We start from the raw sequence: 24,875 nt of genomic DNA on the forward strand, positions 1-24,875 counted from the left end.
GCCCATCGCGAGGCCGCCGAGGTAGACGTTCCGCTCGCCCGTCAGGTCGTTCATCAGAGCCGCGTTCACGCCGAGCAGCGAGGGCTGGCCGTCGGTGTAGATCTTGCCGTTCTCCACCGGGAGCAGGCCCGCGACCGCCTTGAGCAGAGTGGACTTGCCCGAGCCGTTGGTGCCGATGAGACCGATGGCCTCGCCGCGGTAGGCGGTGAAGGACACGTCCTTGACGGCGTGCACCTTGCGTACGCCCGCGGCCTTCTCGGTCTGCTTGCGCCGCAGCATGCGGTTGAGCGCGGCGGTGGCGCTGCCCCGCCCGGCGCCGGTGCCGTTGACCCGGTAGACGATGTCCACGTGGTCGGCGACGACGGTGGGCACGAGCGCGTCGGCGGTACCGGTCGCGCCCTGGGGCCGCGCGTCCTGCGTGAGGGTGTCAGCCATGTCAGCCACGTCCGTACGTCTCCTCGGCCTTCCAGAAGTAGATGAAGCCGCCGACTCCGGCGAGCAGGGCCCAGCCGACCGCCAGCGCCCACACGTGGTGCGGCAGCTGGTTGGCGTGGAAGCTGTCGATCAGCGCGTAGCGCGTCAGGTCGATGTAGACGGCGGCCGGGTTGCTCTCCAGGGCGACCATCGCCCAGTGCGGCGTGTGGCTGTGCTTGAGCGTCGAGGCGATGCTCCACATGACACCGGAGACGTACATCCAGGTGCGCAGTACGAACGGCATGAGCTGCGCGATGTCCGGCGTCTTGGCGCCCATGCGTGCCATGACCATCGCCATGCCCACGTTGAAGACGAACTGCAGCGTCAGGATGGGCACGATGAGCAGCCACGACGCGCTCACCGGTACGCCGAAGCACAGCAGGATGACGACCAGCGCGGCCATCGAGAACAGCAGCTGCTGGAGCTGCTGGATGGCGTACGACACCGGCAGCGCGGCGCGCGGGAAGTGCAGGGCGCGGACCAGGCCGAGGCTGCCGGAGATCGCCCGGGTGCCCGCCATGATCGAGCTCTGGGTGAAGGTCCAGATGAAGACTCCGGTGACCAGGAACGGCACGAAGTCCGGCACGCCGTGCTTGGTGCCGAGCAGCACACCGAAGATGAAGTAGTAGACCGCCGCGTTCAGCAGCGGGTTCGCCACCTGCCAGACCTGGCCGAGCTTCGCCTGGCTGTACTGCGCGGTGAGCTTGGCGGTGGCGAAGGCGGTGATGAAGTGGCGCCGTGCCCACAGCTGGCGGACGTACGCGGGCAGGCTCGGGCGTGCGCCGCTGACGGTGAGGCCGTACCGGGCGGCGATGGCCGCGGCGTCGTCGGCGGGGGAGGCCGGTGACGCTGCCGGGGGCGGTGTGTTGAGAACCTGGCTCACATCCGTTGCTTTCGCTCGGGGGGTGGGGGCGCGCGGTCCGTCCCGAACGATTCCGACGGCGTTTCTTGCCGTTTTCTTGCGTCGGAACGGGACCGTATCGTCGTAACGCGAGAGTAGGCCCAGTCGACGTCGGAACGCAACCGTTTCGTCGTAACGCCCTATGCTGGTCTGTATGACGACGAACGCCGATACAGCCGCGAGTGCCGCCACGCCCGCGCCTGCCGCCGGGAAGGCCCCGCGTCGCCGGGCTCCCGCCGGTGCGGCCGTTCTCCGCGAGGACATCACCGAGGCCATCCGCGCCGCCGTCTTCGAGGAACTCGCGTCGGTCGGCTACGCCCGGATGTCGATCGAGGGCATCGCCCGCCGTGCGGGCGTCGGCAAGACCGCGGTGTACCGGCGCTGGCGCTCCAAGCTCCATCTCGTGCTCGACCTGGTCTCGGCGGTCGCGGTCCAGGGGCTTCCCGCTCCGGACACCGGCTCCCTCGAGGGCGACCTGCGGCTGCTGTACGAGGTCACCTCGCGCGCCCTGCGGCACCCGGTCGCCGGCCAGATCATCCCCGACCTCCAGGCCGAGGCGGCCCGCAATCCCGAGATCGCGGACGCCATGCAGCAGGCGCTGCGGCAGGGCCAGCAGTCGGTGTCGAACGGGATCGTCGCGTCGGCCGTCGCGCGGGGCGAGATCCGCGAGGGGGTCGACGTCGAACTCGCGCTGGACCTGATGTCCGGCCCGCTCTACTGGCGCGCGGTGGTGGTCCGCGGCCCCAAGGTCCCGAAGGGCTACCTGGCCAGCCTGGCCCGCGCGACAGCGGCGGCGCTGAAGGCGCTGTGAGCTGAGCGGGGGGACGGTCCTCCGGCCTGCCGACGGTGCCTTGCTCAGCCCCTTCGCCCTTCGCCCTTCGCCCTTCGCCCCTCGCTCCTTCGCTCCCTCGCTCCTCGCTCCCTCACTCCCTCGCTCCTTCGGTTCTTCAGTTCTTCACGGCCAGGAGGCCGAACAGGTCGGGGACTCCGCCCGGACCCGCCTCTGCGGTGCGCACCAGTCGGAGGCCGGCCGCGGTGGCGGCGTTGAGGAGGTCCGCGAGCGGCAGGTGCCAGGCGCCGACACGGGCCCGGACGCCGGCCGGGTTCCACGCGGCGAAGCTGCGGGAGCGGTCGGCGTACCGTTCGTCGACGACGATCCTCGGACGCCCGCTCCAGTCGGCGAACGCGCCGATGAAGCACGGGTGCACCCCGAGGTGCACGAATCGTCCGCCGGGCCGCAGTACACGGGCCGCTTCCCGCAGGACGGCGGCGTAGTCGGGCAGGTCGGTGTGGGCGAGCACGCACACGGCGGCGGGCAGCGAGCCGTCGGCGAACGGCAGCGCGGTCGCGTCGGCCAGCGCCACGGGCAACCTCCCCACCGCGTGCCGCAGTTGGCCCCCGGACAGATCCACGCCCACGGGTGTCCAGCCCTGTCCGGCCAGGGCCGGAGCGTGCGCCCCCGTGCCGCAGCAGATGTCCAGGCAGGTCCCCGTGCCGGGGCCCAGCAGTTCCCCGACGGTGGCGTGCACCCGCTCGATGTACTTCCCGGCCGTGCCCGCCGACATGAACTCGTTGTACCAGTCGGCGTGTGCGTCGTACGTCGCCCTGGATTCCATGGCATCGAGGGTAGGGACACCGCTCCGGGCGATGGGCGCCGTTCGCTCAGGGCATGCGCTCCCCAGTGGGCCGTTTCCCCGTCAACCTGCGTGCGAGGTCGGTGAGTTCGGCCGCCCGCAGCACCCGCCCGCCCCAGCCCGGCAGGGGTACGTGCAGTGCCTCGGTCCACCGCTCGGGCAAGGCGCCCTCTCCGTGCACCGCTCCCGCGAGTGCGCCCGTCACCGCCGCGACGGTGTCCGTGTCGCCGCCGAGGTCGATCGCCGCGCGTACGGCGTCCTCGAAGGAGCCCGTGGTCCGCAGCGCCCATACGGCCGAGCCGAGACAGGGCCACACGGCGCCGTTGAACTCCGTTGCCCTGTCGGGATGCCAGCCGGCGTCGAGGACCGTGGCGTAGCGGGCCCGGTGGTCCGGGTGGACGGCGTCGAGGGTGTCCGGGAGGGCGGTGAGGGGGTCGTGCCCGAGCAGGGCGACGCGGATCAGTTCGTGGAGGATCGCCGTGCCCTCCCAGGCGGCGCGGTCGCCGTGGGTGAGCGCGGCGATGCGGCGGGCGGCGGACATCGTGGCGTCTCTGCCGTACGGGGCGAAGAACACGGCGGACGTCGACGCCCGCATCAACGAGCCGTTCCCGGCGGCGCGTTGGTTCACCTGGAAATGCAGGGCGGCCGCCGAATCCCAGGGATCGCCGCTCGTCAGGACCGCTTCGGTCTGCAGGCCGATGTCCTTGGGGTCGGCCGCCGCCCACCGCCGGAACCGGTCGAACAGGTCCGGGAGTTCGAGGCGGCCGTGCCGGATCAGCGACTCGCCGACCAGGACGGCCATCTGTGTGTCGTCTGTCGCCTCACCTGGGTCCCAGCCGCCGCCCCCGCACATCTCCCCGCCCTGCCCGGGTACCGGGAAGCGTCGGGTGAACGCGCCTTCCGGGCCGAACTCGAAGGGCGCGCCCAGCGCGTCGCCCACAGCGGAGCCGAGGATGGTGCCGGTGGCGGTCATGGGGCGAGGGTAGGGCGGCGAACGGGAAGGGGCGAGGGTAGGGCGGCGAACGGGAGGGGTGCGGGCAAGAGGGTGGCTGGGAAAGGCAGTTCAGCGGTGGTCCGGTTCAGCGGGGGGAGGGGGTCCGGTCCGTGCTAGGTCCGGCTTGCGCCCGGGTGGTGGCGGAGCCAGCCGGACCAGGCCGAGGTGATCATGTCCTCGACGTCGTAACGGGCCTTCCAGCCCAGTTCGACGCAGATGCGCTCGGCGGAGGCGACGACGCGGGCCGGGTCGCCGGGGCGTCGCGGGGTGGTGACAGGGGGCCGGTCGTAGCCGGTGAGGGCGTTGATGCGGTCGATCATCTCGCGGACCGAGACGCCCTCGCCGCGGCCGATGTTGAGGGTCAGATCGGTGCCGGGGGAGGACTGGAGGGCGCGGGCCGCGGCCACATGCGCCTCGGCCAGGTCGACCACGTGGATGTAGTCGCGGACGCAGGTGCCGTCGGGCGTCGGGTAGTCGTCGCCGAAGATGCGCGGCGGAGCGTTCTCCGTCAGCTTCTCGAAGACCATGGGGACGAGGTTGAAGATGCCCACGTCGGCCAGTTCGGGGGTCGCCGCGCCTGCCACGTTGAAGTAGCGCAGGGAGGCCGTGGACAGACCTGTGGCGCGGCCGGTCGCGCGCACCAGCCACTCGCCCGCCAGCTTCGTCTCGCCGTACGGGCTCATCGGCACGCACGGTGTCTCCTCCGTCACCAGTTCCACGTCCGGCATTCCGTACACCGCGGCCGAGGACGAGAAGACGAAGGCGGACACGGAGGCCGCGGTCACGGCCTCCAGCAGCACGCGCAGGCCCTCGACGTTCTCCCGGTAGTAGTGCAGGGGCAGTTCCACGGACTCGCCGACCTGCTTCTTCGCCGCCAGGTGGACGACACCGGTGACGGAGTGCTCAGCGAGCGTCCGGGCCAGCAGCTCGCCGTCCAGGGTCGAGCCGACCACCGTCGCCACGTCCGACGGCACCCGCTCCGCGATTCCCGTGGACAGGTCGTCGTACACCACGGCCTGTTCGCCCGCCTCGCGCAGCGCGCGGACGACGTGCGCTCCGATGTAGCCGGCGCCGCCGGTGATCAGCCAGGTCATGTGCGGCCGTTCCCCTCGTCAATGAGCTCGTGGTGCTGTCGCGTGTGTGGTCCGGTGTGGTGCCGTGCGGCCGGGCAGGGGCGGGGCGCGCGTGCGGTGTCCGCGTTCGCGCGTCGCGTCTCCGCGTCCGCGTATCAGTGAAGCAGGCGACGGAGCCTTCGGGACAGCACTTCGGTCATTCCTCGCCAACCGGACGCCGTCCGCAGACCCAGTGCCCCCGCGTGCGTCCGGTACGGCTGTACGAGGAGAACACCGTGGTGAACGTCCGGAACAGCGCGGCGGCTCAGCAGACCGGGGCCGCCGCGCGCGTGCGCCGACACCTCCCGGCTCGTGCCGTCGTGAAAGAGCACGACCAGGCGCAGATCCCAGGTGCCCGCGCCCAGCGCCGACAGCTCCACCGGTATCTCCGCCGACCAGGTGTCGCCGTAACGGTCGGCCACCAGGGACGCTGTGCCGCTCAGGCCCACCCGTCCCTCCTCCCGGTGGACGAACTCCACGTCCACCGCGGCGGGACCGGCCTCCGCCATCCGCCCGTACAGCTCGTGCAGGCGCAGCCGCAGCCGGGTGCCCCACGCGCGGGGCCGCAGTTCCGCGTCGACGGCGGCGGGCAGGAGGTGGGCCGGCCGGTCGAGGAAGTGGTCCAGGGTGACCTGGGGGAGGTCGGAGGACCAGACGGGGGTGCCGTCGGAGGCGCGGGCGTAGGGCGGGAGCAACCGTGCCGGGCGGGCCGCCAGTTCCTTGAGGCGGGGCAGGTCGCGCGGGGTGGGGGCGGAGAGGAGCACTCGGGCGACGAGGCGGCCGGGGGCGGCCGGGTCGACGGTGAAGTCGGCCGCGTCGAACCTCGACAGATAGGCGCGCGTGAGGTCCCACCAGGCAGTCCGGTACTCGGGAGTGCGCAGTTCCAGCTCGCGCGTGTACATCCGCAGCTCGTGGTCGAGGAACTTGGCGTGCACGGCCCACGCGAGCTGCTTCTCCCCGGCGCCCAGGAGGGTCTCGTACGCCGCCTGGTTCGCCTCTGTCCGTGCCCGCCAGTTGCTGATGCCGGCGCGGTCGAGCGAGATGGACAGGTGGTCGGCGGTGCGCCGGACGTGCCAGATGTACACCGTGTCGGGGATCAGCGCGATGCGTGGCGCGGCGGCCAGCACCCGCGCGGTGAACACGAAGTCCTCGTAGGGGTAGCGGCCCTCGGGGAAGCGGATGCCGTGCTCGCGCAGGAAGTCGGTGCGGTACAGCTTGTTGACGCAGAGGGTGTCGTGGGCGAGCCGGAGGCGGCGCGCGGGGTGGGATATCAGGGCGGGCCGCGCGTAGAGCTCGCGTTCCCAGGGGACCTCGCGGCCCGAGGGGAGTTCGCGGCGCACGCACAGTCCGGCCGCGACCTGGACCTCGTGTTCCCCGGCGGCGCCGAGCAGCGCGTCCACCGCGCCGCGCGGCAGGACGTCGTCGCTGTCCAGGAACATCACGTACGGGGCCGTGGCCGCGTCGATGCCGTCGTTGCGCGGGCTGCCGCAGCCTCCGCTGTTGGCCGGGCGGTGGATCACCGTCAGGCGCGGCTCCGCGTCGGCGAGGGCGTCGAGGAGCGCCGCGCTGCCGTCCGTCGAGCGGTCGTCCACCGCGATCACCTCGCGGACGGCCGGGCCCTGGGCGAGCGCCGAGCGCACGGCGTCCGCGACATGAGCGGCGTCGTCGTACCCGATGACGACGACGCTGACCTTCGCATGGTGAGGGTTCATGTGATCCACGGGCCGGAATCGTAAGGATTGCGGGTAATTCTCCGTTAAGAGGCAGTCACTGTCTTGTTCGGAGCGCGGCGGGAATTCGGTGTGGACCGCGTGCCCGCCCCTGCCGACGTGGTGCGGTCCGCGGCGGCCGTGGACAGGCCCGACCGCCACAGCCGTAGGAGCGACACCCCCGCCGCCGTCGCCAGCAGGCCATTGCGTACGAGCATCAGCAGGCAGCCCGTCCAGGTGCTGCGCACCACTTCGCCGTAGAACCCCGGGTACACGACCGAGCTGACCGCCGTCGCCGCCACGATCAGCGCGGCGACCGGGCGTTGCGTGGTGTGCCGCGAGGTCAGGCAGACGGCGGCGAGGCCCAGCAGCCACACCATGTACTGGGGGCTGATCACCCGGCTCGTCACGGTGAACAGCAGGACGGCGGTGAGTGCCGCGTCGTACGGGGTGGCCGTCGTCCAGCGTCGTGCCCGTACGCGCCACAGCAGCACGAGCCCGAACGCGGCGACCGTCAGGGCGAGCGAGCAGGCCGCGACGACGCCGACGTACGGCCCGACGAACTCCATCGCGCCGTACTGGTAGCGGACCGTCCCCGGCCATCCGGCGCGGCGCGCGAAGCCCAGCACCGTGCCGCCGAGCGACTCGATCTGCACACCCCGGCCGCTCTGCTGGCGCAGGAAGTCGAACGGGCCGTCGAAGACGGCCGCGAGGACGGCGAGCAGCGCGGACGCGGTGACCGCCGCCGATGTCCACACCTGACGGGTGGTGCGGCCCCGGGGCGCGCCGATCAGCGCCAGCGCGGGCCAGACCTTCACCAGGGCCCCCATCGCGGCGAACGCGCCGCCCACGCGCGGTCGGCGCGAGAGCGTCAGCAGGGAGACCACGGCGAAGGCGGTGACCTGCACGTCGTACCGGGCGAGCGGGATGTGCAGCAGGAGGGGCAGGCCCAGTACCCACAGCCGGGCGCCGCGCAGACTGCGGCCGGCCCGCCGACCCGCGCGCGTGAGGACGACGGCGATCACCGCGTCGGCGGCGAGCGTGAGCGTCACGAACGCCGTGAAGTACGTCAGCCACGGCAGCAGCGCGGGCGCCAGCAGCACCGGCCCGGCGCCCGGCGGGTACTGCCACAGCCGGTCGCCCACCGGGAACGCGCCCTGCGACAGGACGCCGTACCAGCGGAAGTACAGATGACCCACCTCGCTGGACACCCCGCCCCCGCCGAGCGGGGCGAGGTGGTCGTGGGCGAGGAGCCACAGCATCAGAGCGCGGGTGGCGAGCCAGGCGGCGGCGAGGGCAAGCGGGCGGGGGTTCCGGAAGACGCTCATCAAGCCCGGATCGTAAGCCGCATGGATGGGTCATACGGCGCGATACGCCGTCAATACCGGTTAAAGGTTGTTTAATAGCAAAAAATCGCTCCCATGGTGTATGCGTGGGCGAGGCGGTCGGCGGCTCGGCGTCCGGAGGCGGGGGCCGTCCTCCTGCCCGCCCTGGTGATGCTCGTGATCGGGCTCTGGGGGCTCGACCGCGGCGCCATGTGGCGCGACGAGGCGGTGACCTTCCAGGTCGCGCGGCGCTCGGTGCCCCAGATCTGGCATCTGCTGCACACCGTGGACGCCGTGCACGGCCTGTACTACCTCCTCATGCACGCCGTCCTCGCCCCGCACCCCGGCGAGATCGCCCTGCGCCTGCCGTCCGTCTGCGGTGCCGCCGCGACCGCCGGGCTCGTGGCCGCCCTCGGCGTGCGCCTGTGCCGCCCGCGCGTCGGTCTGTGGGCGGGCCTGCTGTACGCCGTCACGCCCATGACCGGCCACTTCGCCCAGGAGGGCCGCTCCTACGCGCTCGTCGCGGCCGGGACGGCCGGAGCGACCCTGCTGCTGGTGCGGGCCGCCCGGTCCACCCGGCCCGGACCCTGGTGCGCGTACGGAGCCACGGTCGCCGCCACCTGCCTGCTGCACGAAATGGCCCTGCTCCTGCTCCTCGCCCATGCCGCGACGCTGGCGCTCGCCCGGGTACCGGCGAGGGTGTGGCGGGCCTGGCTCCTCGCCGCAGTGGCCGTGACCCTGGTGCTGACGCCCCTGGTCCTGGTCTCCCGGGGCCAGTCCGCGCAGGTCTCCTGGCTGTCACGCACCGGCCTCGGGAGCGCGGAGCGCCTGCTCGCGGCATTCACCGGCCCGGCCCGGCTCGTGATCGTGCCGTACCTGGCCCTCGCCGTCCTCGCCCTGCGGCCGGTGCGGACCCGGCGAGGCACTCTCTCGCTGCCGGCCGTCGCCCTGCCCCTGGCCGCGGTGCCCCCGGCGGTACTGCTGACCGTGTCGCACTGGAGGCCGCTCTACGACGAGCGGTACGTCTTCTACGCCCTCGCCGGGGCCCCGCTGCTCGCGGCCGCCGGAGCCGAGTACCTCGCGACGAGGCTGCCGCGGCCGCTGCCCCACGCGGTCCTCACCGGCGTCCTCGCCGTGACCCTCGTCTTCGCCGTCCAGCTCCCGCTGCTGCGCCAGGACCGCAGCCCCGACCGCCGCCCCGACAACCTGGCCGCCGTCTCCGCCCTCGCCCACCGCGAACTGCGCCCCGGCGACCCGGTGCTGTTCCTGCCCTCGCTCGCGCGGCGCGCGGCACTGGCGTACCCGAAGGGCTTCCGCGGGATCCGTGACATCGCGCTGAGCGTCCCGGCGCCCGCCTCCGGCACGCTGTACGGCCAGGAGGCGGACCCCGGTGAACTGCGCCGCAGGCTGGAGCGGCTCGACCATCTGTGGCTGGTCGTCGCGCCCTTCGCGACGCATCGGGCATGGTCCCCGGACAGCGCGACCGAGCGCCTCAAACTCGCCGTGGTCGGCGGGCAGTTCGTGCCCCGGGAGCAGGTCGTCCGCAAAGGGGTGACGCTGCGCCTCTATGTGCGCAGGCCTACGTACATCCCGGTGCCTCCGACAGGGCGGCTTCGTCCAGGGCTGCCGTCAGTCGGTCGAGCCGGGCCCGGAGCTCTCGGATCTCCTCCAGGTCCGCCCCGGTAGCGGCCGCGATCCGGCGCGGCACGGACAGCGCGCGCTCCCGGAGCGCGGCACCCTCCTCGGTGAGCCCCACCTGCACGGACCGCTCGTCCCGCGCGCTGCGCTCCCGCCGTACGAGCCCCGCCGTCTCCAGCCGCTTCAGCAGCGGCGACAGGGTCCCCGAGTCGAGCCGCAGATGCTCGCCGACCTTCTTCACGGGCAGCTCGCCGTGCTCCCACAGCACCAGCATCACCAGGTACTGCGGGTAGGTGAGCCCGAGGTCCTTCAGGAGTACCCGGTAGACGCCGCCGAAGGCGCGTGAGGCGGCGTTCAGCGAGAAGCAGATCTGTTCGTCGAGGCGGAGGAAGTCCCCCGCCGCAGGGGCCTCGGGGCTCGGGGCGGGCGTTGCGGTCATGCCCTCAGGATAGCTCTTGCGAGCAATTTAGTTGTGCACAATTAAATTGCGTGCTCTAATTCTGGTCGTGGGGCCGCCGGACCGGCAGCCCCCGCCAGGATTTCGACTTGAGAGGGATGGTCCCCATGGACGCGCTCTACACCGCTGTCGCCACCGCCACCCACGGCCGCGAGGGCCGCGCCGTCAGCTCCGACGGCACGCTCGACCTCCAGCTGGGCATTCCGGTGGAGATGGGCGGCAGCGGCCAGGGGACCAACCCCGAGCAGCTGTTCGCCGCGGGCTACGCCGCCTGTTTCGCGAGCGCCCTCGGCCTGGTCGGCCGTGCCGCGAAGGTCGACGTCACCCAGGCCGCGGTGACCGGCGAGGTCGGCATCGGCAAGCAGGGCGAGGGCTTCGGCCTGGCCGTCACGCTCCGCGTCGAGCTGCCCGACACCGTGGACGAGGCGACCGGCCGCAAGCTGGTCGAGCAGGCCCACCAGGTCTGCCCCTACTCCAACGCCACCCGCGGCAACATCCCCGTCGAGCTCGTCATCGAGTAACCGGCATCGAGCAGGCCGGTGCGGGACGGTTCGTCATCGAGCGGCACGGACCACCGCACCGGCCTTCGCCCCGGCACCCGCACCATCCTTCGCGCCGGCTCCTGCACCGGCCGCCGCACCGGTGCGGGTGCCGGGCCCCGGGCCGATCCGGGCCAGCACCTCGCCGGTCTCCCGGCTCCACGCAACCACCGTCGCCTCCTCGGGCACCCGCCGCCAGCGCGTCAGCAGCAGCCAGCGGACGTGGTACCGGCGGGCGACGGCGGTGCGCCCGGCCCGGGTCGAGGACGGGGCGAGATAGGCGCGGACGGCCGCGAGCCGGCGCAGCCGCTCGGCCTCGTCGAGGGCGGGGTCGGGCCAGGCGGGCGCGGCGAGATCCGGGCCGTAGCCCGCGATCAGATGGACGGAGTAGTACCCGTCCGCGATGACCGCCTCGCCCGGCCGGATGTGCCGCGCCGCCCAGTCGTACGTCGGCCAGCGCGGCGGCTGGTCGAAGTCGAGCGGGTCGAGCGAGCGCGGCACCACCGCCCCGGCCTGCACCGTGAGGAAGCCGGCCAGCGCGCAGGCGGCCGCGGCGGCGCCCAGCACCCGCCGCCCCGGTCCCCACGGCCGCGGCGCCGCGAGCTCCACCCCGAGCGCGAACTGGAGCGGCACCAGCGTGAGCCCGAGGATCCTGCCGTACGTGTAGTGCCCGCTCACCCAGCCGTACGCCACCGCCGCGCACTCCAGCGCGAACATCAGCACCAGGGGATCGCGCCACCCGTGCCCCTCGCTCCGCCGGGCGCGCCGGGCCCGCAGCCACAGTGCGGGCACCCCGGTCAGCGCCAGCCAGAAGTGTCCGGGCATCCCCTCGTAGAGCCGCTCGTGCATGGCGTCCACGCTGCGGTCCCCGGTCAGCGCGAAGACGTCGAAGTACGGCCAGGCGTACGCGACGAGGAGTGCCACCGCGCCCGTCAGCAGCCACCGGCCCGCCACGGCCGGCCGCCGGCCGCGCTGCCCGCCCGCCACGAACGCCACCGCGCCGAGCACCGCCGCGATCGACGTGATCGGATGCACGAGCAGGATCAGTCCGTACAGGGCGCCGAGGGCCGCGTACCCCCACCAGCTCCTGAGGCCGCTCGGGCCCACGTACCGGACGAGGCCTCCGGTGCCCGCCGCGCGCGTGCCCGTGAACGCCCAGGCCCAGAAGGCCAGTCCGATGGCGAACGTCGAGGGATAGCCGAGGTTCCCGGTCATCGACATCAGCCCGAGGTAGCCGCTCCACCAGGCCCGCTCGGTGCCCCACAGCAGCACCATCGCGAACAGACACAGGACCGGCGCCCAGCGGCGGGGTGTCAGCACCCGCGCGAAGCGGCCGACGCCGGTCAGCAGCACCAGCAGGTTGACCGGTCCCGACAGCCGCACCACCGCCCAGCCGCCGAGACCGGTCAGCCGGGCGAAGGCGCCCTGCGCCACCGCGTACGGCGAGTAGTACGGGCTGCCCGCGCCCGGCAGGTCCGCCATCGGGTGCCGCGGGTGGAACAGGTTCGCCCGCAGTCGTTCGACGACCGCCGCGTGCTGGCCCGCGTCGCAGCACAGCGGGATCCGCCAGTGGGCGAGCGTCATCACAAGCCAGAACAGGCCGCCGAAGACCTGGTACGGCGTCGGACGCCAGGAGCCTCTGCCGCGCAGCGCGGTCGCACCGCGGACGGCCCCACGCCGGACGACGACATCGGTGCTCATCGGGCGGTGGGGGAGACGGGAGCGGCGGTTTCAGGCATCTGCCGTATATGCCCGCCCCGATCGGCCGCCTAGCCCGAGATCACCTCATCGGGCGACCTCGGTGTCCCCGCGCGAGGGCCCCGGAACCGTGCGGCCGAGTGCCCGCGCGCCCGGCCGGACGACCGCGTCGAGGAGCAGCGGAAGACCCACCGCCGGCAGCAGCCACAGCAGCACGATCAGCCGGTCGCCCCAGACGTTGATGTCGGGGTGCGCCGCCTGGTTGAGCACCCCGGTGCCCGCCGCCGCCAGCAGGAAGACGGCGAAGGCGGGATACCGGCGCAGCGCCCCCCAGCCGGCCGCGACCACAGCCGTCAGGAACAGCGGCTCCCAGAACTGGCGGCGCACCCATTCCACCCAGAAGGCGACCTCCAGATGGAGGAACTCCGGCCATGGACGGGCACGGTCCGGGCGGGCGTAATGCCCCGTGAGCAGGTCCTGCACGCTCTCCGACTCGGACGGGTAGTGCAGCGCCCTCGCGAGCAGCACGATGGCCAGCACGCCGCAGCCCGCCACCACCCCGAGGGTCCGCAGTGGCCCGTCCCACCGGCGGCGGCGCGCCAGGAGCACCGCGCAGGCAGCGGTCAGGCACAGCCCGAGGAAGAGCGCCTGCGAGTGCTTCACCGTGAAGAGGACCGCCAGGGAGCCGCCGGCCAGCCAGGTCCCGGCCCGCGCACGGCCCTCCAGCACCAGCGCGCAGCCCCACAGCGCCGCGAGGGTCACGGCCATCATCAGGCCCTCGGTCATCGGGCGCATCGCCGTCGTACCGCACGGCAGGACGTAGAAGAGGGCCTGCCCGGTCAGAGCCGCGCCGGTGGAGACGCGCAGGGTGCGCAGGAGCAGGAAGACGAGCACGCCCCCGGCCACCGTCACGGCGACGCCCGACGCCCACAGGCCCCACTTCACCCCCAGCACCGTGACGAACGGCACCAGCAGCATCGGATACCCCGGCCGCGCCTCGAAGATCCGCATGAAGCGGGCCGACATGAACGGCACGGTGTGTCCCGCCGTCTGCCCGGCCGCGAGCCGCGCGGACACGCCCCGCCACTCGTCGCGCCGGCACTCCGCGACGACCCGCCGGGTCGGACTCGCGCGGTGGAAGCGCACCACGTCGACGGCCTGGTTGCGCCGTGCGACGGACGCCTTTCCCGCGCAGACGTAGTCGATCGTCAGCGCGGCGGCCTCCTGCTTGCTCTCGCCGCGCAGACTCAGCGCGTACGAAAGGTAGTTCTTCGTGTCGGGGGTGTCCCGGGAGGTGAGGTTGGCGAGCTGGAGGACGGCGAAGACGACGGCGACGAGGATCACCCGGGCGCGGGCCGAACGCGGTGCGCGCAGGGCCCGCACCCGGACCCGGCGGGGACGCGCGCTCACGGAGCCGCTCGTGGTGCCGTTCACGGGGCCCTTCACGGGGCTGCTCATGACGACGTGAGGACGTCGTGGTCCGCCTGTGCGGGCACCGGGACGACCGCGGCCGGACCGGCGGCCCGCTCGCCGAGCATCAGCGTCCGCACCACCCGCTCGGCGGCCCGGCCGTCGTCGAACTCGCAGAACCGCGCCCGGAATCCCGCCCGCAGCCGCGCCGACTCGCCGTCCCGCCAGGCCCCCGACGTGAACATCCGCACCAACTCCCGCTGCGAGCGCGCCACATGACCCGGTGCGTCGGTCGTGATGTCGAAGTAGGCGCCCCGGCTCGCCGCGTACGCGCCCCAGTCGTCCGCGAGGAGCACGATCGGCCGGTCCAGGTTGGCGTAGTCGAACATGAGGGCCGAGTAGTCGGTCACCAGGGTGTCCGAGGCGAGCATCAGGTCCTCGACGCGCGGTTCGTCGGTCGCGTCGAACACGACACCGCGCCGGTGCAGTTCGGCCAGCCCCATCCCGCGCGGCGGACCCTCCGCGAGCGAGGGATGCAGCCGTACGACAAGGGTGTGGTCCGCGCCGAGATCGTCCGCGAACCGCGCCAGGTCGAGACGGTCGACATGGCCGCCGCGGAGATAGTCGCGGCGCGTCGGCGCGTACAGCACCACCCGGTTGCCGGCCGGGATCCCGAGACGGGCGCGGACCGCCGCCCCGTCCTCGGGCCGGGCCCGCACGAGGACGTCGTTGCGCGGGCTGCCGGTGCGCAGCGAGGTGAAGTGGCAGGGGTAGGCGCGGTCCCACACCAGCTCCGAGTGCCGGTTGGCGACCAGGCTGTAGTCCCAGCGGTCGGCGCGGCGCAGCATCTGCGGCACGTCGAGGCCGTGCCGGGCGCCCGGTTTGTGCAGCAGGTCCGCGGCCATGTACTTCAGCGGAGTGCCCTGGTGGGTGTGGATGTGGACGCTGCCGGGGCGCTTGACCAGGGAGCCGGGCCAGTTGACGTTGTTCACGAAGTACGTGGCCCGCGCGGTGACCTGGCGGTAGCGCAGCGAATCGGGGAGGACGTGCTCGGTCCCCGGCGGCAGCAGCGCGGCCTGCTCCTCGTCGCGCACCACCCACACCCCGCGCAGATGCGGGGCGAGCTCCCGGGCCGCGGCGTACACCGCCGCCGGATCACCGAGGAGCCCGCGGTGCGAGAACGCCGAGTACACCGCCAAGTGCGGGTCCAGCGGCCGGTGTTCGTGCACCGCGGACCAGCTGCCTTTGACGCGCGCGGCGAGGATCCGGCGCGCCTGCTGCCCGCGCCGGCCGAGCTCCCGGCCCGCGCGGCCCGCTTGCCTCCGCACCCGGTAGCGAGTGAATCCGCCCTCCAGGACGCGCAGTTCGGACGGTACGGGACCGCTCTTGTGCTTGCGGAAGAGCGCCGCCGTCAGCCGGAAGAACTCGGCCTTGTCGCCCTGCGGGAGCCGGTCCTCCTTGGAGAGGATGTCGAGGCAGTGCTCACCCATCTTGTGGTGCAGATACGGGCGCCAGTCCGACAGCTCCGGCCGGGAGCCGACGAACGCGAAGACCCGCTCGTACTGGTCGTGGATGTCGAAGTGCTTGCGGCTGGTGGTGGACAGGATGTTGCCCTGGCGACGCTGGCGGTAGGCCAGACAGATCCGGTCAAGGGTCGCGATCCGTCCGGCACTCAGCATCACCGGGAACGTCCAGGGCGTGTCCTCGTAGTACCCGGGCGGGAAGGCGAAGCTCTCCCGTTCGACGAACGCGCGGCGATAGACCTTGTTCCACACCACCATCAACAGGTCGAGGATCTCCGGGTGTTCGGCCGCCGAGAAGGTGTCGGCGCCGGCCTCCGCGAGCACCCGGGCCAGCACGTTCCTGCGGGTGCCGCCCCACCAGTAGGTGCGCGCGTAGTCGAAGACCAGCACATCCGGGTCGGCGGTCTCGTCCAGGCGGTCGGCGACGGCGCGCAGCGCGCCCGGCGTGAGGGTGTCGTCGCTGTCCAGGAAGAGGAGGTAGTCCCCGCCGGCGAGCGGCATCCCGGCGTTGCGGGCGCGCCCGAGCCCCACGTTCTCCGGCAGATGCAGCACCCGTAAACGCGGATCGCGGGCCGCGTACTCGTCGAGGATCGCGCCGCAGCCGTCCGGGGAGCAGTCGTCGACGGCGATGATCTCGAGGTCCGTGTACGACTGGTCCAGGACCGAGTCGAGGCACTCGCGCAGAAAGCCCTGCACCTTGAAGACGGGGACGATGACGCTGAAGCGGGGCACGTCAGCTCCTTACGAGGGTGGACGCGGCGGGAGCCGGGACACGTTCGGCGAGCGGCAGGACGGGCGGGATCGCCTCGGGGGGTTCGCCCAGCAGCACTCTGCGCACCACCCGCTCGGCGGCCCTGCCGTCGTCGAACTGGCAGAACCGCTCACGGAACCGGGCCCGCAGCGCGGCGGCGGCCGGATCCGCGTAGGAGCCGTCGGTGAAGAGCGCGGCCAGCTCGCCCGGGGTGCGCGCCACCCGGCCCGGCGGCTCCTCCAGCACGTCGAAGTAGACGCCCCGCGTCTCCCGGTAGACCTCCCAGTCGTCCGCGTACACGACGACCGGGCGGTCGAGGTTGGCGTAGTCGAACATGATCGACGAGTAGTCCGTGATCAGCGCGTCGGCGGCCAGGCAGACGTCCTCGGAGGACCGGTGCCCGGTCACGTCGATGATCCGCCGGGAGCCGCGACCGCGGCCCTCGTCGTAGAAGTAGTGGGCGCGCAGCAGGACGACGAACTCCTCGCCGATCTCCTCGCAGAAGGCCTCCAGGTCGAGCCGGGACGCGAAGCCGGTGCTGTAGTCGCGGTGGGTGGGCGCGTACAGCAGTGCTGTCTTCCCCTCGGGCACCCCGAGCCGCTCGCGGATCCCGGCCACGTCCTCGGCGGTCGCCGTGCAGTAGACGTCGTTGCGCGGATAGCCGTACTCCAGGGCCTCGTAGCCGCCCGGGAAGGCCCGCTCCCACATCTGGGTGGAATGCCGGTTGGAGGAGAGGTTGTAGTCCCAGCGGTCCACCCGGGACAGCAGCTTGGCGAAGCTGCCGGTCGCGGCGGCCACCACCGGATACGTCGACTGGTCGACACCCATCTTCTTCAGCGGTGTGCCGTGCTGGGTCTGGACGTGCACACTGCCGGGGCGTTTGACCACCCCGTCCGCGAAGTTGGCGTTGTTGACGAGGTACTTGGCGCGGGCCAGCACCTCCCAGCCGCGCCGGCTGCCGATCACCGCGTGCTCGATGCCCTTCGGCAGTGCGTCCACCGCCTCCGGCTCGACGAGGAACACCGAGCGGATGTGCGGGGCGAGTTCGCGGGCCTTGGCGTGGATCGCCGCCGGGTTGCAGGCGTAACCCCGGCCCCAGTACGCGCAGTACACCGCGAGGTTCTCGTCGAGCGGGCGGCGCAGCTGGACGGCGTAGAGCGCGCGGGTGCGCAGCGTCCTCGCGCGGGGCACCCGCCGGACCACCCCGGAGACGGCCCGGTTCGTGCCGCGCAGCGCACGGAACGCGCTGTACGCGCCCGCCGCGAGCAGCCGGTGCTGCACACCGAGACTGCCCGCCGGCACCCGGAACCCGGCCGGGCGGTGGTGTCGGTAGAGCTTGCCCGCCCGGCGGAAGAAGGCGCGGCGGCGGCGCGCGGGCACCCGGGCGGGGTGCGCCGCCGTCTTCAGGACCAGGGAGAAGAGCTGGCCGAACAGCCCCTTCGACCGGGCCGCGGGCAGGGTCCGTTCCGAGGCCCGGACGAGGACCCGCTCGACCTGGTCGAGGAGTTCGAAGTGGTGCTCGCCCGGTGCGTTGAGCCGGCTGCCCTGGCGGCGCAGGTGATGCCGTACGCAGACCGTGCGCAGCAGGGCCGACCGCCCGGCCGCCACCGTCACCAGGCCGCCCCAGCCCGTGTCCGTGAAATGTCCTTCGGGGAAGGCGAGTCCGTGCTCGGCGAGGAAGCCGCGCCGGTACGCGGCGCTCCACGCCGGAACGTGCACGCCGAGGACCTCCGGGGCCTTGTCGAGCGGGGGCGTGCTCGGCTCGCCCTCCCACCAGTGCACCCGCTGATGCCCGAACCAGAGGACGTCCACGTCGGCCTGGAGCCCCGCGTCCAGGGCGGCCAGCGCGCCCGGCACCAGGTCGTCGTCGCCGTCGAGGAAGAGCACGTACGCGCCGGCCGCCGCCGCGATCCCGGCGTTGCGCGCCGCGCTCAGCCCGCCCGACGGCGGCGAATGGACCGGGACCACCCGGGAGTCCCGCTCCGCGTACGCGGCGGCGACCGCGGCGGCCGGGGAGTCCGGCTCGTCGCAGACCGGGATCAGCTCGAAGTCGCCGAAGGACTGGGTCAGGACCGAGTCCAGCGCGCGGGCCAGTCGCCCGGCGACTTCGAAGGTGGGCACGATGACGCTGAAGCGGGGCATTCTGCTCTTTCTCTCAAGGGGCGCCGAACGGGGGATTCATCGCCCGGGGCGCCCGGTCGGCCGCCAGGTGGAGGGCCGGGTGGGCGTGGGCCGCGACGGACTGGAGGGCACGCGGACTCCGGTTCAGTGGGTCTCGGTCAGGGGAACGGCGGCACCTGGACCCGGAACGCTCCCGAGCGGCTGGGCGGCGGAGGTACCCGCCGGCAGGGCGGAGTCCTGGACGCGGAGGAGGACCGCCGCGGCCGAGGGGACCGGGCGGCGCTCGGCGAACGGGACGAAGGGCGGCACGGAGGCCGTCTCGCCGAGCACCACATGCCGTACGACACGTTCGGCGGCGCGCCCGTCGTCGTACGGGCAGAACCGCTCGCGGAACGCGGCCCGCAACTGCGCGGAGTGCGAGCCGCGCCAGTGACCGGTCGCGAAGATGTCGATCAGCTCGTCCTCGCTGCGCGCGACGGCGCCCGGCGGGAAGGCCCGCACGTCGAAGTAGGTGCCGCGGGCCGCCTCGTACGCCTCCCAGTCGTCCGCGAGGACGACGATCGGCCGGTCCAGGACCGCGTAGTCGAACATCAGGGACGAGTAGTCGGTGACCAGCGCGTCCGAGGCGAGGCACAGGGATTCGACGCTCGGATGCCCGGACACGTCGACGATCCGGCCGCCCGTCCTGTCATCGAGCGGCGCCCCGTACGTGTGATGGGCGCGGGTCAGCAGCACGAAACGCGGGCCCAGCCGACGCAGCACACGCTCCAGGTCGAGGGCGTGGCGCTGGGTGCGCCGGTAGTCGCGGTAGGTCGGGGCGTACAGCACGGCGATCGCGCCCGGGGGGATGCCGAGCGACTCGCGCAGCCGGTCCACGTCGGCCGAAGTCGCCTGCTGGAAAACGTCGTTGCGCGGCAGCCCGTACTCCAGCGTCGTGTACGAGGAGGGGAAGGCGCGCTCCCAGACCAGCGTGGAGTGGCGGTTGGCGGACAGGCAGTAGTCCCACTTGTCGGCGCTGCGCAGCAGCTCGGTGAAGTCGGTGCCGCGCGCGGCGGCCGGACGGTCCTGGAGGTCGAGCCCCATCCGTTTGAGCGGTGTCCCGTGCTGGGTCTGGATGATGATCTGGCCGGGGCGCTTGACCAGTCGCCGGTCGAAGTCGACGTTGTTCACCAGGTACTTGGAGCGGGCGAGCGCCGTCCAGTACCCCGCGGTGCCGGGACGCAGCCGGCCCGTCGCGGCCGGGATGGTGTGGTGGTGTTCGAGGTCCGCGACCCACGTCGTGCGGATGTGCGGCGCGAACCCGCGGAACGCGGACTCCAGGGCCCCCGGACTGCAGCCGTGGCCCCGGCCCCGGTAGCTGGAGAAGACGGCACGGTCGGCGCGCAGCGGGAGACGGAGCTGCACGCGGTAGTGGAACCGGAGCGCGGCGCCGCGCACCGCGCGCAGCAGCCCGCCGGTCAGCCGCACGGTTCTCTTGCGGACCCGCGACAGGAAGGAGAGCAGGCGGTACGTGCGGTGCGTGCCGAGCCCGACCAGCGCGTGCCGCAACCGGGCGCGCGGGCCGGCCGGTGCTCCCGGGACGCGGTAACGGCGGTAGTACTCACGGGCCTTGCGCAGGAACTCGGCCCGGGCGGCGCGCGGCAGCCGGCCCCGCTTCACGAACACCGTGGCGAAGTGGTCGACCATGCGCCGGAACAGCACCGGGCGCCACCGGTCCAGTTCCGGGTGGGCGTCGACATGCGCGAAGACACGGTCGTACTGCTCGAAGACATCGAGATGCTGACGGCTGCTGGTGCCGAGAATGCTGCCGTGCCGCCGCTGGCGGTAGTGCACACAGACCCGGTCGAGGGTGGCGATCGTCCCGGCGGACAGCAGCGCCGGGTACGTCCAGGGCGTGTCCTCGTAGTACCCGGGGGGGAAGGCGAGGCCCGCGTGCTCGACGAACTCCCGGCGGTACGCCTTGTTCCACGCCACCATCAGCAGCCGGAGCAGTCCGGGCCGCTCGTCCAGCCGGAACGGCGCCGGGCCCTCCTCGGCCAGCTGCGCCGAGGCCTGGTTCCGCACGACCTCGCCCGACCAGTACGTGCGGGCGTAGTCGTAGACCAGGACGTCCGGTTCGCCGGTCTCCTTCAGCCGGTCGGCGATGGCCCGCAGCGCGTTCGGAGTGAGACTGTCGTCGCTGTCCAGGAAGATCAGGTAGTCGCCGGTGGCGCGTTCGAGACCGGCGTTGCGGGCGCGTCCGAGCCCCACGTTCTCCGGAAGATGCACGGCGAGGACACGGGCGTCGCGGGCCGCGAACTCGTCGATGACCGCCCCGCAGGCGTCGGGCGAACAGTCGTCGACCGCGATGAGTTCCAGATCCAGGTAGGACTGCTCGAGCACGGATTCAAGGCACTCGTGCAGGTACGCCTGAACCTTGTACACGGGGACGATGACACTGAACCTGGGCACGGGACATCCATGGGTCGGCGCGGGCATACCTGCCCGGGAACGGCCGAAGGGGTGACTTGGTTACGCCAGATGTGGCATCCGGGGGACGGCGGGTGGACGGTGAGGGGCGGGCCGGTGTCCGGCCCGCCCCTCAAACGCTGCTCGGATCCGCCTACTTGACCGCGCCCGCCATCACTCCGGAGACGAACTGCCGCTGGAACGCGAAGAACACGGCCAGCGGGACCACCATCGAGATGAAGGCGCCCGGCGCCAGCACGTCGATGTTGTTGCCGAACTGGCGTACCTGCGTCTGGAGCGCGACCGTGATGGGCTGGCTCCCCGAGTCGGAGAACACCAGCGCGACCAGCATGTCGTTCCACACCCACAGGAACTGGAAGATCCCCAGCGAGGCGATGGCGGGACCGCCGAGCGGCATCACGACCCTTGTGAACAGGCGCAGTTCACCCGCGCCGTCCAGCCGGGCCGCCTCCAGGAGCTCCCGCGGGATCTCGGCGAAGAAGTTCCGCAGCAGGAACACCGCGAAGGGCAGGCCGTATCCGACGTGGAAGAGGACCACGCCGGTGATGGACCCGAAGACGCCGATCTTCCCGAAGAGTTCGGCGATCGGGATCAGCGCCACCTGCACCGGCACGACCAGCAGCCCGACCACGCCGAGGAACCACCAGTCGCGGCCCGGGAACTCCATCCAGGCGAAGGCGTAGCCCGCGAGCGAGCCGATGACGACGACCAGGAGCGTCGCCGGGACCGTGATCAATACCGTGTTGAGCAGCGAGTTGGTGATGTCGCTGTTCTCCAGGAGCTTCTGGTAGCTGTCCACGGTGAGCTGCGAGGGCGCGCTGAACACCTTCCACCAGCCGCTCGCGCTCATGTCCTCCGGCTTGCGCAGCGAGGACAGCAGCAGCCCGATCGTCGGCACCAGCCAGAACAGGCCGACGAGCAGCAGGAAGACACGGACGACGCCCCCGCTGACACCGCTCGCGATCCGTGAACCGAGCGAGGGCCTCGCCCTGTTCACCGCGGCGGCGGGCACGGTCTCCGCCAGCCGTCCGGCATGCGTGGTCATCGCCGCACCTCCCGCCTGAGCCTGCGAACGTTGCTGTGTCTTCCCGGGGGACAACCCCCGGACCCCCGGCCGGAAAAGAGGCTTGGGCTCACCGCCGTACCTCCCGCCTGAGCCTGCGAACGTTGAACAGCATCACCGGGATCACCAGCAGGAGCAGGAACACCGCGATGGCGCTCGCGATGCCCGGCTGATCCTCCGAGAAGCCCTTGCGGTACAGCTCCAGGGCCAGCACGTTCGCGTCGTCCTGGGAGGAGCCCGGCGCGATGATGAAGACCAGGTCGAAGACCTTCAGCACATTGATCATCAGGGTCACGGCGACCACCGCGAGCACCGGCGCGAGCAGCGGCACGGTGACCCTGCGGAACACCTGCCACTCGTTCGCCCCGTCGACCCGGGCCGCTTCAAGCAGCTCGCGCGGCACTCCCGCGAGCCCCGCCGCGATCAGCACCATCGCGAAGCCCGCCCACATCCAGACGTACGAGCCGATGATGGCCGGGGTGACCAGGGACGGGCCGAGCCAGTCGACGCCGTTGTACGGCTCCTTGAAGTTGCTCGCCGGGAGCCGCAGCCGGGCTCCGTCCGCCGTGCCCGGGAGCGAGAACGTGCCGTCGTCACCGACCTTCGCCGTGTCGACGACCTTGCCGTCCTTGACCGCCTCGATCCTCATCCCGGAGTAGCCCAGCTCGCCCGGGTCCACCTGACCCAGCCGGCCGACGCCCTTGCCACGGGTGAAGTCCTGCCAGGCCGTCCCGGTGATCCTGCCGGGCGCGGACGCGGCCTGGACCGCCTTCCTGGCGCTGTCCGGCAGCTGGTCCGGGGCGACACCGACGAGCGGGAGAGTGACGGACTGCCCGGTGTGCACGGCCCCCCGGGTGATGAAGCCGCCCTTCTCGGGCTCCAGCGGCGACTGCCGGCCCGGGTGGGCCTTCGGGAACGCCGACGACGGGGCGAAGGTGTCGTGCACCCCCACCCACACCGCGTTCGCGACGCCCTTGGCCGGGTCCTGGTCGTACACCAGCCGGAAGATGATGCCCGCAGCCAGCATCGAGATCGCCATCGGCATGAAGACGACCAGCTTGAACGCCGTTCCCCAGCGCACCCGTTCGGTCAGCACCGCGAAGACCAGCCCCAGCGCGGTCGCCACCGTCGGGGCGAACACCACCCAGATGACGTTGTTCTTGAGCGCCGTGCGGATGCCGTCGTCGGTGAACAGCGCCTTGTAGTTGTCGAACCCGGCGAACCCGTCGCCCTGTTGGTCGTAGAAGCTGCGGACGACCGAGTACCCGATCGGGTAGACCACGAGCGCGCCGAGCAGCACCAGGGCGGGCAGCAGGAACAGCGCCACCACGGCCTTGCGGGTGCCGGTCACACTCTTGCGTGTACGGGCCGGAGGCACCGGTGCGGTGCCTCCGGCCGTTGCCGACGTCATCGCCGGATCAGCCCTTGTAGGCCGCTGCGGCGTCCGACTCGAGCTTGGCCTGTGTCCCCGCCACGTTCTTCGGGTTCTTCAGGAAGTCCTGCAGGTCCTTCCACTCGCCCTTGCCGGGCGTTCCGCCGAAGGCCTGGGGGGCCTGGTCGGACATGTCGAAGCGGAAGTCGTCGCCGGCCGCGATCAGGGCCTTGGCCATGGACCGCTGGACCACGTTCGGATACGCGGAGTCGGCCACGGTCTTGTTGGGGGAGAGATAGCCGCCGAGTTTCGCCCAGATCGTCGCCGCGTCGGGCGAGGCGAGGAAGGTCAGCAGCGCCTGGCCCGCCTTGGACTCCTTCAGCAGCACGGCCGCGTCGCCGCCGCTCACCACGGGCGCCTTGTCGCCGACGGCCGGGAACGGGAACACCTTCGCGTCCGTCCCTATCTTCGCCTTGGTCTCCGCGATGTTCACACCCACGAAGTCGCCCTCGAAGACCATGCCCGCCTTCGGCTGGTCGCCGCCGGTGAACGTCTGGGTCACCGAGGCCGGGAACTCCGTCTGGAGGGCGCCGTCCGCGCCGCCCGCGACGAAGTTCTTGTTGCCCCACACCTGGGCGAGCGTGGTCAGCGCGTCCTTCACGGACGGGTCCGTCCACTTGATCTTGTGCTGTGCGAGCTGGTCGTACTTCTCGGGTCCCGCCTGGGAGAGATAGATGTTCTCGAACCAGTCGGTGAGCGTCCAGCCGTCGGCGCCGCCGACCGAGAGGGGGGTGACCCCGGAGTCGTAGATCGTCTGCGCGGCGGTCAGGAACTCCTTCCAGGTCGTGGGCTCCTTGGCCCCCGCGTTCTCGAAGACCTTGGTGTTGTACCAGACCAGCGACTTGTTGGCGGCCTTGAAGTAGACGGCGTACTGCTTGCCGTCGACCTTGCCGAGGTTCTGCCAGCCCGGTGCGTAGTTCTTCGTCAACTGCGCCTGCGCGTCCGCGCCCACGGGCTTGGCCCACTTCTTCTCGACGGCCTGCTTGACCGCGCCGACCTGGGGGAGCAGCGCCACGTCCGGGGGCGCTCCGCCCGCGATCTTCGAACCGAGGAAGTTGATGATCGGGTCCTGCGCCGGTACGAAGGTGACCTTCGCGCCCGTGCGCTTCTCGAACTCCGCCAGCACCTTCTTGAAGTTGGCCTGCTCCGCCCCTGTCCATACCGCGGCGACTTCCAGGGTGGCGCCGTCGAGCTTGGGGAGGGTGACGGAGCCGGCGCCGGTGCTCTCCGTACCCGTGCCTTTGTCGTTTCCCTTGCCCTCGTCGCCGTTGCCGCCACCGCACGCCGTGAGCGTGAGAGCACCTGTGACAACGACGGCCGCGGCGGCCTGTGCGGCTCTGCGCGAGCGGCGCGTGGAGTGATCGGGCGACCTGCGTATCTGAGGATTGCTGCGCATCACTGCCCCGTTCTTCGTTCTTCGTTGAACGTCAAAGCGGCTGCCCCGTGCGCTCCGGTCTACGCCAGGTCGCTCGGGGGCGGCAAGACCGCCGGTGCTGTCAAGTACGCGATCGTGATTGGGTCGTGACGTGGGGTCATGGATACCGAAGCGCGCCAGAGAGGCGAGCCGGCCTTCCCCGTGGCCCCGGTCCGCGCACAGCGCCGGGACCCGCGCGGTGACGGGCAGG

The 24,875-nt window shown here is 72.1% G+C and carries 19 protein-coding genes; 3 read left to right on the forward strand and 16 right to left on the reverse strand.

The genetic code is table 11. The features are described 5' to 3' along the window. A partial coding sequence (locus N4G66_RS41315) for an ATP-binding cassette domain-containing protein (protein ID WP_261709477.1) occupies window positions 1–435 on the reverse strand: 435 nt, incomplete at its 3' end. 1 nt (window position 436) lies between these two features. After that, the gene (locus N4G66_RS41320; RefSeq protein WP_261709458.1) at window positions 437–1,357 is read right to left on the reverse strand and encodes an ABC transporter permease; all 921 of its coding nucleotides are present in this window, start codon (window positions 1,355–1,357) and stop codon (window positions 437–439) included. A gap of 172 nt (window positions 1,358–1,529) precedes the next feature. Here N4G66_RS41320 and N4G66_RS41325 point away from each other — a divergent pair, with 172 nt between their 5' ends. After that, window positions 1,530–2,186, forward strand: a complete 657-nt coding sequence (locus tag N4G66_RS41325) for a TetR/AcrR family transcriptional regulator (RefSeq protein WP_261709459.1) — start codon at window positions 1,530–1,532, stop codon at window positions 2,184–2,186. A 136-nt stretch (window positions 2,187–2,322) separates the two neighbouring features. On the opposite strand, the gene N4G66_RS41330 is transcribed toward N4G66_RS41325, so the two are convergent. The 5 genes from N4G66_RS41330 to N4G66_RS41350 all read right to left on the reverse strand — a co-directional run bounded on the left by N4G66_RS41330 (window position 2,323) and on the right by N4G66_RS41350 (window position 8,152). Then, complete coding sequence (locus N4G66_RS41330) at window positions 2,323–2,991, reverse strand: class I SAM-dependent methyltransferase (RefSeq protein WP_261709460.1); 669 nt, start codon at window positions 2,989–2,991, stop codon at window positions 2,323–2,325. Between the two features lie 46 nt (window positions 2,992–3,037). Beyond that, entirely contained in the window at window positions 3,038–3,982 is a 945-nt protein-coding gene (locus N4G66_RS41335) for an ADP-ribosylglycohydrolase family protein (RefSeq protein WP_261709461.1), read from the reverse strand. A 134-nt stretch (window positions 3,983–4,116) separates the two neighbouring features. Beyond that, window positions 4,117–5,097: a UDP-glucose 4-epimerase GalE gene (gene galE, locus N4G66_RS41340; RefSeq protein ID WP_261709462.1), complete on the reverse strand. Its 981-nt coding sequence runs from the start codon at window positions 5,095–5,097 to the stop codon at window positions 4,117–4,119. A gap of 134 nt (window positions 5,098–5,231) precedes the next feature. After that, window positions 5,232–6,827: a glycosyltransferase family 2 protein gene (locus N4G66_RS41345; protein ID WP_261709478.1), complete on the reverse strand. Its 1,596-nt coding sequence runs from the start codon at window positions 6,825–6,827 to the stop codon at window positions 5,232–5,234. 44 nt (window positions 6,828–6,871) lie between these two features. Continuing rightward, on the reverse strand, window positions 6,872–8,152 hold the full coding sequence (locus N4G66_RS41350; protein ID WP_261709463.1) for a glycosyltransferase 87 family protein: 1,281 nt from the start codon (window positions 8,150–8,152) through the stop codon (window positions 6,872–6,874). 93 nt (window positions 8,153–8,245) lie between these two features. Here N4G66_RS41350 and N4G66_RS41355 point away from each other — a divergent pair, with 93 nt between their 5' ends. Further along, complete coding sequence (locus tag N4G66_RS41355) at window positions 8,246–9,835, forward strand: glycosyltransferase family 39 protein (protein WP_261709464.1); 1,590 nt, start codon at window positions 8,246–8,248, stop codon at window positions 9,833–9,835. On the opposite strand, the gene N4G66_RS41360 is transcribed toward N4G66_RS41355, so the two are convergent. Next, window positions 9,729–10,226, reverse strand: coding sequence for a MarR family winged helix-turn-helix transcriptional regulator (locus N4G66_RS41360; protein ID WP_261709465.1), 498 nt, complete (start codon window positions 10,224–10,226; stop codon window positions 9,729–9,731). The two genes, N4G66_RS41355 and N4G66_RS41360, sit on opposite strands and share 107 nt — an antisense overlap. 125 nt (window positions 10,227–10,351) lie before the next feature. On the opposite strand from N4G66_RS41360, the gene N4G66_RS41365 reads away from it, so the two are divergent. Continuing rightward, window positions 10,352–10,765 carry an organic hydroperoxide resistance protein gene (locus tag N4G66_RS41365; protein ID WP_261709466.1) on the forward strand — a complete coding sequence of 138 codons (414 nt, stop codon included), beginning with the start codon at window positions 10,352–10,354 and terminating at the stop codon, window positions 10,763–10,765. A gap of 33 nt (window positions 10,766–10,798) precedes the next feature. Here the strand turns inward: N4G66_RS41365 and N4G66_RS41370 are convergent, their stop codons facing one another. From N4G66_RS41370 to N4G66_RS41405, 8 genes are all read right to left on the reverse strand, one after another. Continuing rightward, the gene (locus tag N4G66_RS41370) at window positions 10,799–12,484 is read right to left on the reverse strand and encodes a hypothetical protein (protein ID WP_261709467.1); all 1,686 of its coding nucleotides are present in this window, start codon (window positions 12,482–12,484) and stop codon (window positions 10,799–10,801) included. A gap of 84 nt (window positions 12,485–12,568) precedes the next feature. Further along, complete coding sequence (locus tag N4G66_RS41375; RefSeq protein ID WP_261709479.1) at window positions 12,569–13,825, reverse strand: hypothetical protein; 1,257 nt, start codon at window positions 13,823–13,825, stop codon at window positions 12,569–12,571. A gap of 110 nt (window positions 13,826–13,935) precedes the next feature. Further along, window positions 13,936–16,146: a bifunctional glycosyltransferase/CDP-glycerol:glycerophosphate glycerophosphotransferase gene (locus N4G66_RS41380; protein WP_261709468.1), complete on the reverse strand. Its 2,211-nt coding sequence runs from the start codon at window positions 16,144–16,146 to the stop codon at window positions 13,936–13,938. 1 nt (window position 16,147) lies between these two features. Next, window positions 16,148–18,307, reverse strand: coding sequence for a bifunctional glycosyltransferase/CDP-glycerol:glycerophosphate glycerophosphotransferase (locus N4G66_RS41385; protein ID WP_261709469.1), 2,160 nt, complete (start codon window positions 18,305–18,307; stop codon window positions 16,148–16,150). Window positions 18,308–18,430: 123 nt separating this feature from the next. Continuing rightward, complete coding sequence (locus N4G66_RS41390; protein WP_261709470.1) at window positions 18,431–20,737, reverse strand: bifunctional glycosyltransferase/CDP-glycerol:glycerophosphate glycerophosphotransferase; 2,307 nt, start codon at window positions 20,735–20,737, stop codon at window positions 18,431–18,433. Window positions 20,738–20,888: 151 nt separating this feature from the next. Next, entirely contained in the window at window positions 20,889–21,800 is a 912-nt protein-coding gene (locus N4G66_RS41395) for a carbohydrate ABC transporter permease (RefSeq protein ID WP_261709471.1), read from the reverse strand. 88 nt (window positions 21,801–21,888) lie between these two features. Next, window positions 21,889–23,229, reverse strand: a complete 1,341-nt coding sequence (locus tag N4G66_RS41400) for a carbohydrate ABC transporter permease (RefSeq protein ID WP_261709472.1) — start codon at window positions 23,227–23,229, stop codon at window positions 21,889–21,891. A 7-nt stretch (window positions 23,230–23,236) separates the two neighbouring features. Continuing rightward, on the reverse strand, window positions 23,237–24,646 hold the full coding sequence (locus N4G66_RS41405) for an ABC transporter substrate-binding protein (RefSeq protein WP_261709473.1): 1,410 nt from the start codon (window positions 24,644–24,646) through the stop codon (window positions 23,237–23,239). Between the last annotated feature and the right edge of the window lie 229 nt (window positions 24,647–24,875).

This window comes from Streptomyces rhizosphaerihabitans (assembly GCF_025399795.1).
Lineage (GTDB): Bacteria > Actinomycetota > Actinomycetes > Streptomycetales > Streptomycetaceae > Streptomyces > Streptomyces rhizosphaerihabitans.